We start from the raw sequence: 15,848 nt of genomic DNA on the forward strand, positions 1-15,848 counted from the left end.
CGTCAGGACTTTTCCGGCGTCAGCACCTCATGCTCCAAATCCCCGGCATTATCAATGGCCCCCATACCGCTCAGCGACAGAACCATCTCCGCCCCCGCACCCAGGGCATCATACGACCATGTTGTAATAACGGATGCGTAAAGCGTCTCAACATCCTGAGACTGTTCCGCATTCCACAGTGAGCGGGAAACCAGCCAGGCATTGATATCCATCCCCATCCGCAGAAAAGCAATCTGTCGTTCAGCCTCCGGCAGTTCTCCCTCCCCGGCATCAAACTTTGCCGTTCGCTGCTGAACAAACGTCAGATATTCAATTCTCTGCAGCCCGGACAGCTCACTGAGCACCACGGACTGTTTTTCATAATTAAACGTGTCCTGTTTCAGAAACATCATGTTCTCCACCTGCAAAAAAGCCCCGAATAACCGGGGCAAATGATGAGTATCGTCCTGTTAACCTGCTGCGCTGACAGTCACCGCAGCCACAGCCACAAAATTCCCGTCAGCGGTCATGCCCACAATGCTGACACTGCCCTGCTTCACGCCTTTTACCGTGGCCACAAGTCCGTTCAGGGTAACCGTGGCAGTCTGTGGATCTGACGAATGCACACTGATCGCTTTGTCACTGGCTCCGTCAGGTTTTACTGTAAAGGTCAGCGTGGTGGTTGCTCCCACTTTTACACTGGCAGATGCCGGTGATACTGTCAGCCCGGTAACGCTCACGGTTTCAGTGCCTTCCTCTGCCAGATACGGACGCCCCACACCGCTGATTTTCACAGTGCGGGTCATCACGTCTTTTGAGGCAATGGTTTTACCCAGTGAGCTCAGCCAGCCACGGAAAACATCAACAGTGCCGTTGGGATATTTGATACGAAACGCGCAGACTTCACCGGAGTCGAACAACTGAACCAGTTTTTTCTGCCCGCTGTCACCCGGACGCCAGGCCAGCGTCGCCGAAGTATCACCAACGGATTTCTGCCCCTGGGTTGTCGTTTTCCAGTCTGCATCTTCATCATCGAGATAAGTGTCATCTTCTGCATCAGCGGTCATTTCGCCAGGTTGCAGATCCTTCACCATCGCAAGACGCAGCCAGTCAGTGTCCGACAAAGGGTTCGCAAATGCGTCGCCGTTGCCGGTATACATCCAGAACGTCGTCCCCGCACCTTTCGTCTTTGCCAGTGGATTTGGTGTGGTCATTGCCACCTCCTTAATTCGTGTACGTGATCTGGTACGTGATTTCCGCCATCGCCCAGGTGGCCATCTCATTATCACGTTGATAGTTAAAACCGAGTGGGATCAGGGTGTCGATGAGTCCGGAAAGTGCCGGTACATCATTCAGGGCCGGGAAAATGGTGCTCTCCATCCACATATCCAGCTCTGAATCCGGTGCCTGTGCCCGGATGAAGACAGCAATATGCAGAACAGCCTGCCAGTCATCTTCATCCGTCATTTTTCCGGTGTACTGAGCATCACTCAGCCACACCGCCACGGCAGGCAGTTCCTGCGCATCAACAAATGCCGGAAGCCCGTCAAAAAACGTGGCGCTGTCTCCACACTGTTCCCGAAGGCGTGCCAGTACGGCCTGGCGGATTTGTGTATGTCGGTTCATCGGGTCAGCCATAACCTCAGTTGTTGTTTCAGTGCATACCCCAGCTGTTTCGGCATTTCCGCAGCAATGATGCGGTCGCGGGCATCTTCAAATGCCTGTGTCAGCGGTCCGGACAGCGGGATTTTCACCACATCAATGGGGTAACGATTTTTGCCATCAATACGCCGCATCACATGCCAGCGACCATTCGCCAGTTGCTGAATAAACGCATCCCGGAAAAGATATTTACCCACCTTCAGCACACTGCCACGGTACTGCAGTTTTCCACCACGCCGGGCCAGTCTGACCCGGGCTGTCCCCAGCTTAATGGCGGGCAGATTGCCCCGGTTAACGCGGATCCTGGCCGTCATTTTTCCTGACGGACTGGCTTTAAACACCCGGACACGCTGACGTACCAGTTTCAGGGGGATCCCTTTCACCTGGTTATCTCCCGCAACGGTATTCCCGGCAACCTGCCGGGTGGCAACCGAGACCGCTTTCTGTGCCACACGGTTTATCGCCCATGCGCTGGCCTGTGGCACCATACGGGTATCAAGGCTGTTCAGATTGCGGATGGCATTCTCAAGCCCCTTCATCCCACACCTCTTTACTCAATAAAGATCATTGGCTTACCGTTAAAGCGTTCATGCCGTGTGACCGTCCATTGTTGTCCGTCATAAACAACGCGATCCCCGCGCCGTGGGCGGTATCCCGAAGAAAACACCACCAGAGATACCGCAGGTCCGGACAGAGCATTCAGCTCTGCCAGTGTTTCTCCCGGGATCACAGTCATATCGACATCATTAATCGAGGCTGTCTTTCCCATCTTTCTGACCGTGATCGCATCCATACGCGCTGCCAGCCGGGAAAAGGGATCAGACATTGAGTTTTACCGGCACTTCTTCTGCACTGGTTCCGGCATCTGCCCAGACAACCCCGACCAGCGGATCAGAGCCGCTGTTAGTCAGCTGAACTTTTCCGGACTTCAGATAAACCTTCTTACCCGTTTTCATGTCATCCGTTTTCAGCTTAGGCAGCATAAACACACCTTCGGTCAGGCCGTCGCCTGTTTCACCCTGTGGAATATCGGTCAGTGCCACCGCAAAAACATCACCCACCTGCACCAGATCTCCGCTGCTGATGGCTGCACTGGCAACAATCGCCACCGTTTTTCCTTCTTCTACAAAATTCTTTGCCATAACTGTCTCCGCACAGCCCCATTCAGGGGCTGATTTCAGGTACAAAAAAAGCCCTTACGGGCCATCAGAGTTGTTGTCTGCGACGTTTACGCCGTACATTTCACCAGACCGCGGTGATCAACTGGCGCGACACCGGCGTCAATACGCACTTTCGTTGTCACGCCATCCACACTGAAGCCCTCCATCTGATCAATATATGGCGTATCCACACCGTTGAGATAAGCCACTTCAATCGTATCGGAGCCTTTTGACGCAGCCAGGTAGAAGGTGGTCTGGCTGTTATCATCAAGACGAGGCTCTGCAATAACGGTCGCAAAATCTTTCACCGGGTTAATAATACCGGCGTTAATGTCAGCCCCCTTGACACTTGAGGAGCGAATGACCTGGTTAGCAACAGACTCCATCGCCGTCGGTACCAGTACGAACGCAGGACGAATATTCAGATGACGCTCCCCCTCTTTCTGAACGCGCATCAACTGGCGGGCTTTATCCAGCGATGCCACGTCCATTGCAGCGCTCTCCAGTACGTTTGCATGTTTTGCTTTATCGAACAGACTTACATTATCTGTGGAGATTTTCGGGTTAGACGTCAGAATGGCATAAACCAGATCGGCAATAGTGGATTTCGCCGCACGGCCCAGTTTCATCGGGACATCGGTCAGCATATTCAGATCATCATTGATAATGGCCTGACGGGTGATACTGAACAGCTCGCCATAGGTCGCCAGTGCAATAGTGGCCTGTTTATCTCCGGTGGTGACGTATTTATATTCCGCCCCTTCACGCACCTGACGCAGAGCACTGAAGCCCCCCATACCCACACGATGGGCAATTTTAAAATCAGACAACTGACCTTTCCGCGTCCACTGTTCATAGGTTTCAGGGGCATCTTCCCAGCCCTGCAGAATGGCTTTGTTCGCAACATCCAGCAGAATATTACCGAAGTCAGACGTACTGTGTGTGAACGCCGCACCGACCATCTGCATCGGGTTATAACTGGAAACCCCAATACCCCGTTCAGTCAGTGACATACGGGCATATTCACGCAGGGTCATCCCGTTGTAGACATTATCACGTTCGGTTTTTTCAAATCCGGCACGCGCCATCAGCGCCTGGCGGATCCCGTCCCCCACAAAATTACCGTTACCGGCATAAATATGAGCCGGGGTATTTTTATTGGATGGCGTGGACTCGCGCCCCATCTCGTTCAACAACTTTTCGCGGGCCTGCTCCAGCGAACATTCAGGATCGGCAAGACACTGAGCCTGCAGCGTCTGATAACGCCCGCCAAACATGGCAAACAGATCATTAATACCGTTTACACGCGCTTTTTGCTCTGCCAGTACCTGCGCACGGATACTGTTTTCATCCACCACGGGTGCTGCTGCCTGCACTGGCGTCCGGGAGGCTGCAGGTTCATCATCCTGTACGCGTGGAGCACTGTTGCGTGGCGGAGTAATCATGTTTCGAATGGATTCCGGCATCTTTTTAAATTCCTCTGTACGTTTTGACTGAATACATGCCATTGCCTTAACGGCTGGCGTTACCTGATCAGCAAATCCATGTGCCAGACATTCGGCACCGGACATCCAGGTCTCATCCGCCAGCATGGCAGCAATTTCATCGGTGGTTTTCCCGGTTTTCTGTGCATAAGCGGGTAACAGAACCGCCTCAACCTTATCGAGCAGGTCGGCATAGGTGCGCATGTCCTCCGCATCACCGCCCGTAAAGCCAAATGGTTTATGAATCATCATGAAGGTGTTTTCCGGCATAATGACCGGGTTTCCCACCATCGCAATGACCGACGCCATTGACGCCGCCACACCGTCGACATAAACGGTAATGGACGCACCATGTGTTTTCAGCGCATTAAAAATGGCGATGCCTTCAAAGACATCGCCACCCGGTGAATTAATATGGAGATTAATGTGGGTGATATCGCCCAGTGCATTCAGATCACTGATAAACTGCTTCGCTGTAACACCCCAGAAACCAATCTCGTCATAAATATAAATATCCGCGTCACTCTGGTGACCAGCCTGCATCCTGAACCAGGAATTATTCTTCGGACTGGTCGTCGGTGTGCTGCGGCTCCTGTCGTTTCGTTGCGGCACTGCTGCCTCCTTTATCACTGGCCGGATCGGTATCAAATACCAGATCCAGCTTGCGGTTTTCATCAATTTCGGCCTTGCGCCGACGTTTGACATCATCCGGATTACGACCACCAGCACGTACCCAGTCTGATTCTGTCGCCGCTCCACCACGAATCTGGATTTTCCAGGCCTCAGCCTCCTTAACAGGGTCAATCCACGGCATCACTGGTCCGGAATACACCGCGGTATACAGTGAAGAACGGTCAAGATCGCGGGGTAGCCTGATAACACCGGATGCCACAGCCTGTTTCAGCCAGGCACGATACATCGGGCGGGTGACGGCACCAATAAACCAGTCCTGCAGGATCAGGTAGCCATCAGTAGACTCAACCAGTTCCTGACGCTGGGCGCTGTAAGTGCCGTTATAGTTGCGTGCCGTACTGGAAAAACTCAGACGACTGCCCGCCGCCACGGCACGCAACTGACCATTACGAAAAGTTTCAAGGTTAGGATTGGGACGATCCGACTTCACCATTCCGATTTCTTCGCCGGGTTTCAGATCGTCGTAAATAATGCCTGGCTGAATGGTAAGCTCGCGTTCATTCTCCTTGCTGCCATTACCATCCGGTTCATAGCTCTGCCCGTCGCCTTTCCGGATGTACATCCCCAGAGCAGCGGCGATCCTTGCTGCAGTCAGCTCAGAATCTTCATACTCTTTCAGGGCACTGAGGCGGATCAGCACACCGGACAACAAAGACGTCCCGCGCATCTGGTGCAGACGGCGAACAAATTTAAGATGCAGCATTCGCTCTGCATCCACTTCTTTGGTTTCCATCTGCCGCCCGGATACGGGACGGCTTTTATACACCAGATATTTTTCGGGACGCCCCCAGTCATCAACAAACACGCCCTGATTCAGCCTGTTGCTCTCATCACTGGTCATGGGAATAAAGTCCGGCTCGAGCGCCTCCAGCCAGAAATGAACACCGGCAGAAGGCGTCAGGCTGTTTATGCGCCCGGAAACCATCTGGGCAAACACCTCACCATCGCGCAGCCAGGTACGCAGCATCAGACGTTCCAGCATCGGACGGGTAAACTGCCCGGTGACCTCCGGACTGACAGACCATTCACTCCATCGGGTACGTATCTCCGCTGCCAGATCACGGGCAATGGCCCCATTGCGTAATACCGGATGTGGCTCGACAATAATCCCGTTTTTCCCCACCACCCGTTCTTCCAGCTTGTCAAATACACCAATGACCAGATCGTGGTTGTTATCAAGGTAACGGGCCTGCTCACGTAACGACACGGCCCCGTACTGGCTTAACTGGTCGGCAGTTCGGTTCTCCCGTCGGGCTTTGTGTGTCCGCGTCGTTTTTACGGCCTCATAAGCCTGGATCACCGCACGGGAACGCAGCCTTGCCGCTTTCCATCCTGGTGAAAAAACGCCAATCACATCATCAAGAATTGCCATCAGAACCTCGCCAGCCGGTACCCGGGATGCCCACGTCGTCGTGTAATCAGAGCCGCAAGGCGGCGCTCCCACTCCTGCCGCCCCTGCCGGATCTCAGATAAGTTTTCCATGGTCATCTGCTGACCATTAAAAGTGACGGATTTTCCGTCCAGCACCGCCATTTCAGCTTCCGTATAACGCTGAATCATGGCTTCAATATCATTCTGATTCATAACCATCCTCCGGAAGTCAGCCAGGGGTTAACATCGTCAGTTACTGTTTTCTTCCGTTTTTGTTTTTTAACAGGCGTGGATACCGGTTCCGGTGTGGGTGACGGTTCGGTACTGTCCGGGACACACTCCAGCCAGGTTTCCCGGCTCGCCCACTCCGGTGCATCCGGCCAGCGGATCTTTTCGTATCCATGCAGAATGACCAGAGCCTCGGCATACACCATCAGGTCAAAAGCTTCGTTGGCACCGCGACCCGGCTTACTCCATTTCCCGTCACTGCTCCGCTCTTCATACGTCAGTTCGTCGTAAAACCAGCTCCCCAGCCAGTCAGGGAAATGCACATAGCCGGGACCTGGCGAGTCACGCCATAACGCGTTATTCACCCGGTCTTTCAGGGCATCCGTCTGAAGAAGCCAGAGCGGCACATCACCTGCGGCCTGCGCCCGTCGGCCCGTTCGTCCGGTGTTATCAGGGAATGTACGGGTGATCAGTTTTGCGCGCCGGATGCTGTCGCCCTTAAACAGGTAAATACGTTTACCAAGGCCATCACGACGGCAACGACGCCAGAATTTATAGGCATTATCAGTGACCCCGTCTTCACCGCCGGAGTCCACCGCCATTGCCATCAGTCGCATTTGTTGAGAAGGGTCGGAGGCCAGCGGCCAGCTTTTATGAAAAACATCCGTCAGCAGGACATCCCAGTCTTCCGGATAGCTGGCTGGATCAATTCGCTGGCTCTCCCCGTCGCTGTCACCGCGCAATGACTGCGTGATGTTGTAACGATCAATAATCCAGCGTTCGCCACGGCTGCCATAGCCCGTTACCTGAACCACAAAACGGCGATGACGTCCCGCCTGCACATCCACTGTCGCCACAAGGAAATTAACGCCATCCGGCACACTGCGGGAAGGAACTGGCTCTGCCCGCTGCTCAAGCAATTCACTTTTTCGTTGCTCCATGCTGGCACGAGGAAGATAAGGCAATCCCCAGTCGGTGTTGATAACCGCCCTGAGTGTTTCTTCGCTTCCTGTCGCTTCATACTCCTGTTCTGCAGTCAGTAATTTGTAAACCAGTTGCGCCCAGGTCTGATACGCAGCAGCTGGCCCTTCCATCCAGAAACTGGCGATACGGGAGCGGCGCGGTTCACCGGAAACGTTGCCGTTACGATCAATGACCTGACCTTCACGCAACCAGACTCCTGCACTATTGAGCTCACGCTTTTTCTCCGCAGTGATAATGCCGCTGCAGTGCGGGCAAAGTAGATACGCCGCCTCACTGGCTTTAAAGGGATCCGGTTCATTACGGTAGCCGGTCATGGCATCCATAGCTGGCTGAAAATATTCACCGCAGTGCGGACATGGCCAGTACCAGCGGCGGCGGTCACCACGATTGTAAAGGGAAAGAATACCAGTCGTCGGTGGCGCTTCATGAGGCGACTTACGTCGCCATTTGCTGTCGCAGATGTCACGTCCCGGCGAGCTCTCCACCAGAGTCATCCCGGCGGACATAAATGTGGTGGTACGTTTTGAGGCCAGGGAGAAACCATCACCCTCGCTGTCGATATTCTCCGGAAAACGGTCGTAATCGGTTAAGGCGACAAACCGGTAATCCGACGACGACATAATGTTGACCGAGGGCCAACCAATTTTAAGGAACGAGCCATCCCTGAACGTCTTATCATGGACATTATTGTCGTTACGACGTGGACTCATTCTTTTCTTTACCGCCGCACTGCTTCTGAACGTTCTGTCGAGGCGCTTTTTAGAATGCTCGCGGGCCTTATCTTCGGTCATCTGCACAACGAGCATGTCCGAAGGATCGCAAACGATGGTATAGACAATCCATCCATCGATCAGACCAATGGTCTTCCCTGTTCGCGCAGGACCAACAAAAATCACCGCATCGTATTCACGCGATGCCAGGCAGTTCATGGGCTCAATGATGTAGGGTGTCAGTTCAGGATCCCATGGCACCGAGTTACCAGCCCCCTTGGGAACACGCATGAATTTTTTAACAGCCTCCGAAATCGGCATGCGACGTGGTGGGGAAAATCCTGCCGATATGTCCCTTCCCAAATTTCGGGCTGATGAAAAACCCATTATTCCTCCTAGAGACTCTCTCCTTCCTCATCAAGAATTATTTCAGCAGCACAAGCCTCGTAGGATTTTTCCTGAAGAGTGTATCGCAGGTCATCAATGGCCTGCTGTACAACGCCGACGGCCTGAGGAGTCAGGGCGCAATCGCGTTCAAGAACATCCGGAATTGTCTCCAGAACCTGGACGACAGCCTTTCTCATGGACGAATAGACGATGACTACTTCATCAACGGGGATGAGTTTTCGCTGCTCCTTTTCCAGCTTGATCCTTTCATTTTCAGACTGGTACCAGTCCTTTCTCTCTTTCGGCTCCATACGGGATGGATCATGAACAGAGTCTGCTGCCTCATGCTTCACACTAAACAGGGCAGGCCCGACATGCTGCAGGGCGTAAACGGGGTTCCCCCTGACAGTCGCAGCCACAGGAGTGTTGGCCGCGAGGAGCCGTTTTTTTACTGTGTCCCGGTGAAGCCCAAAGGCCTCGGCGATTTTAAAAACACTCCAGTAATAAGCATCACCGATCCCGCTCACATTTGACATAAGCAACTCCATCTGGCAGGTGAAAATCAGGTTTATTTATATATTTCAATTAATTGCAAACTGGTCTAATGACAGGGAGAAAAAAATATTGTACAGGTGAAAAGAGAAATAACTTTTAATTATCAATAAATTACCAAACATGCTGCCGCCGCCATGGAAATGCAAAAACTAGCCTTTTTCCGCGACGCTCCCGCCCCGTGGCAGGCCCCCCCACCGGGAGGACCCGTCAGCCTGACAGCTCTGACGAATGTCTGATACAACGCCTTGCATGAATGGCATCGGGATAATCCAGAAAGGCATAGCATCGTGCCCACAAGAATCTGTGTAAGTGTCCTGTTTCTTCCACCCCCGCACAGGACTGGCGAGCATGAGGGACAAACCCGCGAACCATAAACGCGGTAAAAACCCGGTGTGCATCGTTTTTGATTATTCCCGCACACTCGCGCAGAAGGAGTTCCCCGTCGGGCTACGGTCTCTGTTAATACGGGAATACGGCGACGATACAGCGCATGATGTGTCAGGCTTGAATACCTTTATCCGTTAAAAGGGATATCAGTTAAGCTATCCCGTGTAGGGTATAAGCCATTATCAAAGCCACTCTGTAGGGAGTGGCTTTTGTAATGGCAATAAAAAGCCCCGCGAATGCGAGGCTAAATCCTGGTATTTGTAATGACTGGCTCTTATCTCAACGCAGCCCCTTACCGCGCGCAAGATGCTCAATATCAAGCATCAGCAATGAGATGTTTAATCTGGATTCACTCCAGAAGTGATCACCATCCTGTCTACAGAGCCAGATGTGAAGGATGATGAGTAAAATTATCGCTATCATCGAAGGCATTGCGTCCTGATGTATTCCTGAAGCGTTCTCAGTGCTGTTTGGTCGCGGATAATTCCGTCCCGGATACCGAGAACGTTTCGTCCAGCAACTGGAGAGAGTTCGACGGTGGCATCATTGCCCATGCCGGAGGCGCTGGAGGTTTCGGCTGAGGATGGCACAGGGCATTTTCCTTTGACGAACACCCGACCACCATTATCAAGCTTGCGCCGAAGAGCATCATTTTCAGCTTTCGCATCAGCTAACTCCTTCGTGTATTTAGCATCGAGTGCATCAGCAGAACGCTGGCGCTGCTGCATGTCAGTAATGGTGGCGGTCGCCTGCTTCAGCTCACTGACTTTTTTATCTCGCTGTTCTTTGTAGGCGATGGCGTTATCACGGTAATGATTGACCGCCCACGACAGGCAGACGATGATGCAGATAACCAGAGCGGAGATAATCGCGGTTACTCTGCTCATTGTTGCCCCCACAAACAGACTTCACGCTCAATCTCACGACGAGTCATCAGGCCTTTCCATTGCTTACCGCCAGCGTATATCCAGCGACGTAGCTGGTCACATGCGCCTTTGATATCGCCCTGGTTTATTTTGCGAAGAAGCGTCGATGTTCTGAAATTGCCAGCACCCACGTTGTAGACGAACGAGTACAGAGCGCCGCGCGTTGTTTCCGGTATATCGACTTTGATGTACGGGTTAATTTGTCTGGCAACCGTGGCAAGGTCTTTATTCAGGAGGGCTTTGCATTCTGCTTCGGTATACGTTTTACCGAGCATGATGTCTTTTCCGGTGTGTCCGTGACATACAGTCCATACGCCAACGATATCTTTGTATGGTATGTAGCTGACACCTTCCAGGCCATCGTCACCACTTGGGCCAGTGATTAACACTGATGCTATAGCAATTGCTCCGCCACCAATAGCAGCAGCAACTGCTTTTCGTAATGATGGAGGCATTATTCACCTCTCGCAGCCTTGCGCTTATCTTCTTTAATCTTGAAATAAAGGTTTGTCAGGTACGTCAGCAGGCCAAATACCAGACTACCCAGCACACCTATTGCCGCCCACTGTGAGGGCGTGACTTTATCGAGCAACTGTAAAAACCAGTACCCGGCACTACCTGCTGAGGTGCCATAGGCGACACCCGTTGTTAACTTATCCATGGATTTCATAACCCCACCTCGCAGATGCGGGTGCTGTGTAATGGAAATAAAAAGGCCACCTGACGTGGCCACCAGATTATTTCCCCACCAGCTCGTTTATCTCTTTCACTGTCTGGTTAAACCGCTCTGACTCAAGCTCAACACCTAAGGCCCGACGCCCCAGCGCCATTGCTGCTTTTATTGTGGAACCGGATCCCATAAAAAAATCAGCAACCAGATCACCTGGTCGACTACTGGCATTGATTATTTGCCTGAGCATATCCGCCGGTTTCTCACACGGATGTTTCCCCGGGTAGAACTGAACGGGTTTATGCATCCAGACATCGGTATAAGGCACGGAGACTGATACGGAGAAATAGCGCCGGAGAGATTTAAACTCATCCAGCAATTCAGAATATTTGCGATTCAGTGAATCATAAGATGCCACCAGCTGGTGGTGTGGTTGTTCCAGTTGTTGTTCCTGAAACTTCTCTGCCGCTATACGGGAAAACAGTGCCTGTAACTTCCGATAGTCAGCCTCATTCGGCAACTGCCACTGACTGGCACCAAACCAGTGGGAAACCATATTTTTCTTACCTGTGGCTTCGGCAATTTGTTTTGCCGTTATACCCAGTTCGGCACGAGCATCCCTGAAATACGATATCAGCGGTGCCATTATGTGCTGTTTGAGTTCCCTTTCTTTTGCTGCATAGCCGTCACTTTTGCCGCGATATGGCCCCTGGTAATGTTCAGCAAACAGAACGCGCTCTGTGGCAGGAAAATATGCGCGCAAACTTTCTTTATTACACCCATTCCAACGTCCGGACGGCTTCGCCCAGATGATATGGTTAAGCACGTTGAAACGTTCACGCATCATGATCTCAATATCAGATGCCAGGCGATGCCCACAGAACAGGTAAAGGCTTCCGGCAGGTTTTAACACCCGCCAGAACTGGGCCAGACAGTGGTCCAGCCACTTAAGGTAATCTTCGTCCCCTTTCCACTGATTGTCCCAGCCGTTGGGTTTCACCTTGAAGTACGGCGGATCGGTAACAATCAGGTCAATGGAATCATCAGGCAGGGACTGAATAAAATGCAGGCAATCAGCGTTGATTAAATCAGCACTGTTTATTTTTACAGTATTTTTCATGGATCAGTAAGCGTAACTCTGGTAGGCTCACTCTGCTTTTGCGCTAAAGCAGTGGGCCGAGGTTCGCTTGTGACCAGTAAGCATGAGCGAATGGCTGGCAGGTGCTACCAACACCCACCAGCCGCCCATTTTCACAGCAGGAAACCGCCATTACTGGCAGCGTCTGAATTTATTCCCGTACCCGCCGTTATCCTTCGCCAGACCCGCCAGAACTAACTGAGTCAGTATTAACTGGCACCGGGCTTCGCTTACTCCGGTAGTTCTCGTCATCATGCGTGGCGTTACCCACTTGTCAGCAGGTAAGAAATGAAGGACTGCGGCGGCGGTTTCTGTCATATCTTGCTGTTTTAGCATGTCTTTTTCCCTTCTGGTTAACATGACATACCAATAACTCTTGTCTAAAAAGCCAGCAAGATAAAAAGTCAGTATTCACGACCACCAGCGTGTTTACTGTACTGCACCAAGTTTACAGGTACAAAAAACCCGCTCAGTGGCGGGTTTAAGTTGTGTGGCGAAGTAACCACTCTTAACACACTAATAGCATTTTTGTTATAACACAAGTAGCTCATTCAGTATTTTTAGAATCTTGACTTTCTTAAGCACGGCGAACTCTGAATACCAAACATAAAATCAATTATCTTCCAGGCCGGATGCTATCAACGAAAGCCTCTCAAAAAACGCTGTAGCAGCCTTGTCCAAAGTTGAATAAGTACTGTATTCTCCGTGTTCGGGACCAACCACTACCCATGGTCGTCTTTTTGGGATTCGGGACTTCTCAGAAATCACTGTTCCAGATATACCAATATCAATTGTTACACCTGTTATTATTTTCTCTTCATCTCTTTCCCTGAACTCAATTGCCATAAATGCCGTTTTTTTTCGTTTCCCGTTTTTAAAAAAATCAAATAAAGCAAAGCGATGCTCATTAAAATCAACACCCCATCGTCCTTCAGGATAAAGGGCATGAAAGTTGTCATTTACGCTCTGCATCGTCTCATAAGCTTTAACTTCTAAATCTCCATAGTGCATAGATACCGCGCAGGAGTCACTGGGTAACTGTATTTTCCCAAGATTGAAAACCTTTACTGCTCCAGAACTATGGCATCTTGCCCGCAATTTATCCCCATTTATACTAATCGGAGAAATATTCCTTAATGTTCCGGGCTGGCTCCCTCCTAAGTAAACGACTGTTAAAGATTGCTTATTTTCAATTGCATCAACTAATACATGCTCTACATTTTTATCCATAATAACCTCCCGATGAACAGGTATCATCAGGAGGTTATAATAAAATATGATTATTTACTTTGATTGAATTTATTACTATATGTAACAATCAATTTCTAAAGATACCCCCAACATTGCCAGACAACCGTCAATAAACCCTTCAGCTTTCTGCAGTCTGATAACAACCTGATTAAGTGATATCCCCAGTTTTACCCCCAACGCCCGTAATGTAACCCCATACACATAATACATTTCCAGTAATTCGTATTGATACGGTTCCTTTTTCTTAAGAACTGTCATCGCAGAGCTAATGATCAGGCCATCGTCATCGCTACATTGCGGGCGGGATTTTACTTTCGAAGGAATTAATCCCTTAAAACCTGCAGCAACAGATGACCATTCCACATCCTCGTGATTATTTGCCACCCATGCCCCCCAACGTTCAAGAACCATTTGAATATCACGCATCAACTTTCTCCACAAAATCAGGCCAGCACGCCTATTGCCAGCGCACGATCGATAAAACGAAATATCAGCTCCAGCTGGGAGCCATACTTCTCTTCAAATGCCACGGTATCCGCATGCAGCTCGTCGTGATGCTTTCTGCACAAAGGCAACACAAAGAGGTCATGCGCTTTTGTAGCCATTCCACCCTGACCGTGACCTATCAGGTGGTGGGGATCATCAGCAGGCTTTCCACAACATGCGCACGGCTGCGTCTTAACCCAGCGCGTGTACTTTTCATTAACCCAGCGGCGACGTTTTGGGCGTAACATAAAAGACTCCGGCGACTCCGGATCCACTTTCAGCGCCAGCACCTTTTTTGCCTTATCCTGGATGATGCTGGTGGCAGGAACCGAAGGCACAAGGTCACTTTCCCGGGTGACAGACGGCACAACAGGCTTTGGTAATCTCAGTGCCTTACGGGCTGCACTTTCCGGTAAGACATCCGCCAGGTCATTACGAATCAGCCACCAGCACAGTTCCGGCATTGTCACAACGTGACTATCATCAAAACCGAGATCCCGACGCACAACAGACAACACCCAGCGGGCACAGTTATCCGTTGCCATTGATTCCAGCCGTTCCGTGAACTGATCGCGCAGCTGGTTATCGCAGTGCCAGCACAGACGGATTGCGCCCGGCGCGTGTCGCATTGTGGTCATGTTCTCGCTGTGCCAGTCGGAATGAGGCCACTGGCAGCCTTTTTCACGAAGTAACCAGCTTTCAAGACATTCCACGCCACCAGCACGACGGATCACTGCCTCATTGCGGAACACGGCCCGAACGGCAGGATCATCCGCCAGCGGTTGTGATGCCGCCGGAACGGCACCACTGGCGAAAGATGAATAACGTTCCGGCTCAGGCTCCAGCAGGACACGCCCCTGCATAAACAGGGGCATCAGCTCTGAACCTGGCCTGAACAATACGATCCCCATACGCGGGGCAATTTCAGGGGTCAGTAGTGCTCTCACGGTCACCTCAATGAACGGTATCGAGCAGCTTTAACAGCTCAGGGAATCGGGATTCGAAGAAATGCGGCTGCGTCTCGCGCGGATTTGCGGGACTGGTGATGTTCTTGCCGAACATGCAACCTTTCGCTGTCAGCGACCAGAATTTTTTGATGTTGTTAATCGCGGTACGGCTGTATCGTTCGCGCTGCTCGACGATCCCCAGTTTCACCATCTGGTGATATGCCTGATTAGCCGTCAGGCGTATACCATACTGTTTCAGCAGTGCACTCAGTGACAGTGTCGGGCGACTTGAGCCATCGTGTGCATCAGCAGGAGCATCAATGGCATAGCGCGGTGCCAGATTCGGTAAGCCAACAGCCTCCTGGAGTTTCTGACAGGCACCAAGCACTGAAGAGTTAGACAGGTTTAACTCCCGGCGCATAAAGTCCAGCAGGATCACGCCAGCCTGCATCTTGTCAGCAGCCTGTCCGGATAATTTTTCCGGTGCGCTGGTTACCATGTCGAAAGTACGGATCACCTTCAGATGGAATGACGGGCTGATCCACATTGCATAGGCATACACCAGTTCCTTGCAGACATACGTTCCCCGTTCATTTCCCCCATGAATCACACTCACCGGGTCAACACCCAAATTCTGGGTGTTGGTCAATTCATGAACAAGCTCAACAGTTTGTTGGCTGGAAAGAAACTTTCCTGGCTCCTTGGTTCTGGCATTTGCACCATATGCTACTGCTGCGCGATGCAGATCGTTCAGGCTGTAACGCCCATAAGCATCACGACGAACTTCAATACCATCAATGACCATCAGATTATTCATACTTCGTTTCTCC

The 15,848-nt window shown here is 51.4% G+C and carries 21 protein-coding genes; all 21 read right to left on the reverse strand.

Going from position 1 to position 15,848, the window contains the following annotated elements:
* Window positions 1–2: 2 nt before the first annotated feature.
* Window positions 3–389 (reverse strand): phage minor tail protein G, encoded by a 387-nt coding sequence (locus tag HGD79_RS13870; protein WP_001370402.1) that lies wholly within the window; start codon window positions 387–389, stop codon window positions 3–5.
* Window positions 390–449: 60 nt separating this feature from the next.
* A complete protein-coding gene (locus HGD79_RS13875) occupies window positions 450–1,193 on the reverse strand; it encodes a phage tail protein (protein WP_000211131.1) in 744 nt (247 codons plus the stop codon).
* A 10-nt stretch (window positions 1,194–1,203) separates the two neighbouring features.
* Window positions 1,204–1,605 carry a phage minor tail U family protein gene (locus HGD79_RS13880; protein WP_023148639.1) on the reverse strand — a complete coding sequence of 134 codons (402 nt, stop codon included), beginning with the start codon at window positions 1,603–1,605 and terminating at the stop codon, window positions 1,204–1,206.
* Window positions 1,602–2,180: a phage tail protein gene (locus tag HGD79_RS13885; protein WP_000677106.1), complete on the reverse strand. Its 579-nt coding sequence runs from the start codon at window positions 2,178–2,180 to the stop codon at window positions 1,602–1,604. The genes HGD79_RS13880 and HGD79_RS13885 overlap by 4 nt, the downstream gene beginning before the upstream one ends.
* Before the next feature lie 11 nt (window positions 2,181–2,191).
* The gene (locus tag HGD79_RS13890) at window positions 2,192–2,467 is read right to left on the reverse strand and encodes a DNA breaking-rejoining protein (protein WP_001283153.1); all 276 of its coding nucleotides are present in this window, start codon (window positions 2,465–2,467) and stop codon (window positions 2,192–2,194) included.
* Window positions 2,460–2,783 (reverse strand): DUF2190 family protein, encoded by a 324-nt coding sequence (locus tag HGD79_RS13895; RefSeq protein WP_001097045.1) that lies wholly within the window; start codon window positions 2,781–2,783, stop codon window positions 2,460–2,462. Before HGD79_RS13895 ends, HGD79_RS13890 begins: the two co-directional genes overlap by 8 nt.
* A gap of 86 nt (window positions 2,784–2,869) precedes the next feature.
* Entirely contained in the window at window positions 2,870–4,897 is a 2,028-nt protein-coding gene (locus HGD79_RS13900; RefSeq protein ID WP_001360054.1) for a ClpP-like prohead protease/major capsid protein fusion protein, read from the reverse strand.
* Window positions 4,842–6,422 (reverse strand): phage portal protein, encoded by a 1,581-nt coding sequence (locus HGD79_RS13905; RefSeq protein WP_077821076.1) that lies wholly within the window; start codon window positions 6,420–6,422, stop codon window positions 4,842–4,844. Before HGD79_RS13905 ends, HGD79_RS13900 begins: the two co-directional genes overlap by 56 nt.
* The gene (locus HGD79_RS13910; RefSeq protein ID WP_001072975.1) at window positions 6,350–6,562 is read right to left on the reverse strand and encodes a hypothetical protein; all 213 of its coding nucleotides are present in this window, start codon (window positions 6,560–6,562) and stop codon (window positions 6,350–6,352) included. Before HGD79_RS13910 ends, HGD79_RS13905 begins: the two co-directional genes overlap by 73 nt.
* Window positions 6,559–8,658 carry a phage terminase large subunit family protein gene (locus tag HGD79_RS13915; protein ID WP_097448893.1) on the reverse strand — a complete coding sequence of 700 codons (2,100 nt, stop codon included), beginning with the start codon at window positions 8,656–8,658 and terminating at the stop codon, window positions 6,559–6,561. The genes HGD79_RS13910 and HGD79_RS13915 overlap by 4 nt, the downstream gene beginning before the upstream one ends.
* An 8-nt stretch (window positions 8,659–8,666) precedes the next feature.
* Window positions 8,667–9,194, reverse strand: coding sequence for a DUF1441 family protein (locus HGD79_RS13920; protein WP_063268625.1), 528 nt, complete (start codon window positions 9,192–9,194; stop codon window positions 8,667–8,669).
* A gap of 685 nt (window positions 9,195–9,879) precedes the next feature.
* Window positions 9,880–10,032 (reverse strand): hypothetical protein, encoded by a 153-nt coding sequence (locus HGD79_RS13925; RefSeq protein ID WP_001139675.1) that lies wholly within the window; start codon window positions 10,030–10,032, stop codon window positions 9,880–9,882.
* The gene (locus HGD79_RS13930) at window positions 10,020–10,487 is read right to left on the reverse strand and encodes a lysis system i-spanin subunit Rz (RefSeq protein ID WP_001341210.1); all 468 of its coding nucleotides are present in this window, start codon (window positions 10,485–10,487) and stop codon (window positions 10,020–10,022) included. Before HGD79_RS13930 ends, HGD79_RS13925 begins: the two co-directional genes overlap by 13 nt.
* Window positions 10,484–10,981 carry a lysozyme RrrD gene (gene rrrD / locus HGD79_RS13935; protein ID WP_001135250.1) on the reverse strand — a complete coding sequence of 166 codons (498 nt, stop codon included), beginning with the start codon at window positions 10,979–10,981 and terminating at the stop codon, window positions 10,484–10,486. Before rrrD ends, HGD79_RS13930 begins: the two co-directional genes overlap by 4 nt.
* Window positions 10,981–11,196 carry a phage lysis protein EssD gene (gene essD / locus HGD79_RS13940; protein WP_000839596.1) on the reverse strand — a complete coding sequence of 72 codons (216 nt, stop codon included), beginning with the start codon at window positions 11,194–11,196 and terminating at the stop codon, window positions 10,981–10,983. The genes rrrD and essD overlap by 1 nt, the downstream gene beginning before the upstream one ends.
* A 67-nt stretch (window positions 11,197–11,263) precedes the next feature.
* Window positions 11,264–12,316 (reverse strand): site-specific DNA-methyltransferase, encoded by a 1,053-nt coding sequence (locus tag HGD79_RS13945; protein WP_001610363.1) that lies wholly within the window; start codon window positions 12,314–12,316, stop codon window positions 11,264–11,266.
* A gap of 150 nt (window positions 12,317–12,466) precedes the next feature.
* Entirely contained in the window at window positions 12,467–12,670 is a 204-nt protein-coding gene (locus HGD79_RS13950; RefSeq protein WP_000917724.1) for a hypothetical protein, read from the reverse strand.
* Window positions 12,671–12,946: 276 nt separating this feature from the next.
* Window positions 12,947–13,564 carry a hypothetical protein gene (locus tag HGD79_RS13955; RefSeq protein WP_000360285.1) on the reverse strand — a complete coding sequence of 206 codons (618 nt, stop codon included), beginning with the start codon at window positions 13,562–13,564 and terminating at the stop codon, window positions 12,947–12,949.
* Window positions 13,565–13,639: 75 nt separating this feature from the next.
* Window positions 13,640–14,011 (reverse strand): antiterminator Q family protein, encoded by a 372-nt coding sequence (locus HGD79_RS13960; protein WP_001204813.1) that lies wholly within the window; start codon window positions 14,009–14,011, stop codon window positions 13,640–13,642.
* A 17-nt stretch (window positions 14,012–14,028) separates the two neighbouring features.
* Window positions 14,029–15,018, reverse strand: coding sequence for a DUF968 domain-containing protein (locus tag HGD79_RS13965; RefSeq protein WP_016241035.1), 990 nt, complete (start codon window positions 15,016–15,018; stop codon window positions 14,029–14,031).
* Between the two features lie 7 nt (window positions 15,019–15,025).
* Complete coding sequence (locus tag HGD79_RS13970; protein WP_119188321.1) at window positions 15,026–15,835, reverse strand: KilA-N domain-containing protein; 810 nt, start codon at window positions 15,833–15,835, stop codon at window positions 15,026–15,028.
* Between the last annotated feature and the right edge of the window lie 13 nt (window positions 15,836–15,848).

The organism is Escherichia sp. SCLE84 (assembly GCF_012584495.1).
Lineage (GTDB): Bacteria > Pseudomonadota > Gammaproteobacteria > Enterobacterales > Enterobacteriaceae > ECMA0423.

Coding starts and splice junctions, on each gene's coding strand:
- HGD79_RS13885 (WP_000677106.1), bottom strand. CDS start 2,180: ATGAAGGGGCTTGAGAATGCCATCCGCAATCTGAACAGCCTTGATACC.
- HGD79_RS13960 (WP_001204813.1), bottom strand. CDS start 14,011: ATGCGTGATATTCAAATGGTTCTTGAACGTTGGGGGGCATGGGTGGCA.
- HGD79_RS13910 (WP_001072975.1), bottom strand. CDS start 6,562: ATGAATCAGAATGATATTGAAGCCATGATTCAGCGTTATACGGAAGCT.
- essD (WP_000839596.1), bottom strand. CDS start 11,196: ATGAAATCCATGGATAAGTTAACAACGGGTGTCGCCTATGGCACCTCA.
- HGD79_RS13890 (WP_001283153.1), bottom strand. CDS start 2,467: ATGTCTGATCCCTTTTCCCGGCTGGCAGCGCGTATGGATGCGATCACG.
- HGD79_RS13870 (WP_001370402.1), bottom strand. CDS start 389: ATGTTTCTGAAACAGGACACGTTTAATTATGAAAAACAGTCCGTGGTG.
- HGD79_RS13950 (WP_000917724.1), bottom strand. CDS start 12,670: ATGCTAAAACAGCAAGATATGACAGAAACCGCCGCCGCAGTCCTTCAT.
- HGD79_RS13925 (WP_001139675.1), bottom strand. CDS start 10,032: ATGCCTTCGATGATAGCGATAATTTTACTCATCATCCTTCACATCTGG.
- HGD79_RS13930 (WP_001341210.1), bottom strand. CDS start 10,487: ATGAGCAGAGTAACCGCGATTATCTCCGCTCTGGTTATCTGCATCATC.
- HGD79_RS13895 (WP_001097045.1), bottom strand. CDS start 2,783: ATGGCAAAGAATTTTGTAGAAGAAGGAAAAACGGTGGCGATTGTTGCC.
- rrrD (WP_001135250.1), bottom strand. CDS start 10,981: ATGCCTCCATCATTACGAAAAGCAGTTGCTGCTGCTATTGGTGGCGGA.
- HGD79_RS13970 (WP_119188321.1), bottom strand. CDS start 15,835: ATGAATAATCTGATGGTCATTGATGGTATTGAAGTTCGTCGTGATGCT.
- HGD79_RS13945 (WP_001610363.1), bottom strand. CDS start 12,316: ATGAAAAATACTGTAAAAATAAACAGTGCTGATTTAATCAACGCTGAT.
- HGD79_RS13880 (WP_023148639.1), bottom strand. CDS start 1,605: ATGAACCGACATACACAAATCCGCCAGGCCGTACTGGCACGCCTTCGG.
- HGD79_RS13920 (WP_063268625.1), bottom strand. CDS start 9,194: ATGTCAAATGTGAGCGGGATCGGTGATGCTTATTACTGGAGTGTTTTT.
- HGD79_RS13955 (WP_000360285.1), bottom strand. CDS start 13,564: ATGGATAAAAATGTAGAGCATGTATTAGTTGATGCAATTGAAAATAAG.
- HGD79_RS13875 (WP_000211131.1), bottom strand. CDS start 1,193: ATGACCACACCAAATCCACTGGCAAAGACGAAAGGTGCGGGGACGACG.
- HGD79_RS13915 (WP_097448893.1), bottom strand. CDS start 8,658: ATGGGTTTTTCATCAGCCCGAAATTTGGGAAGGGACATATCGGCAGGA.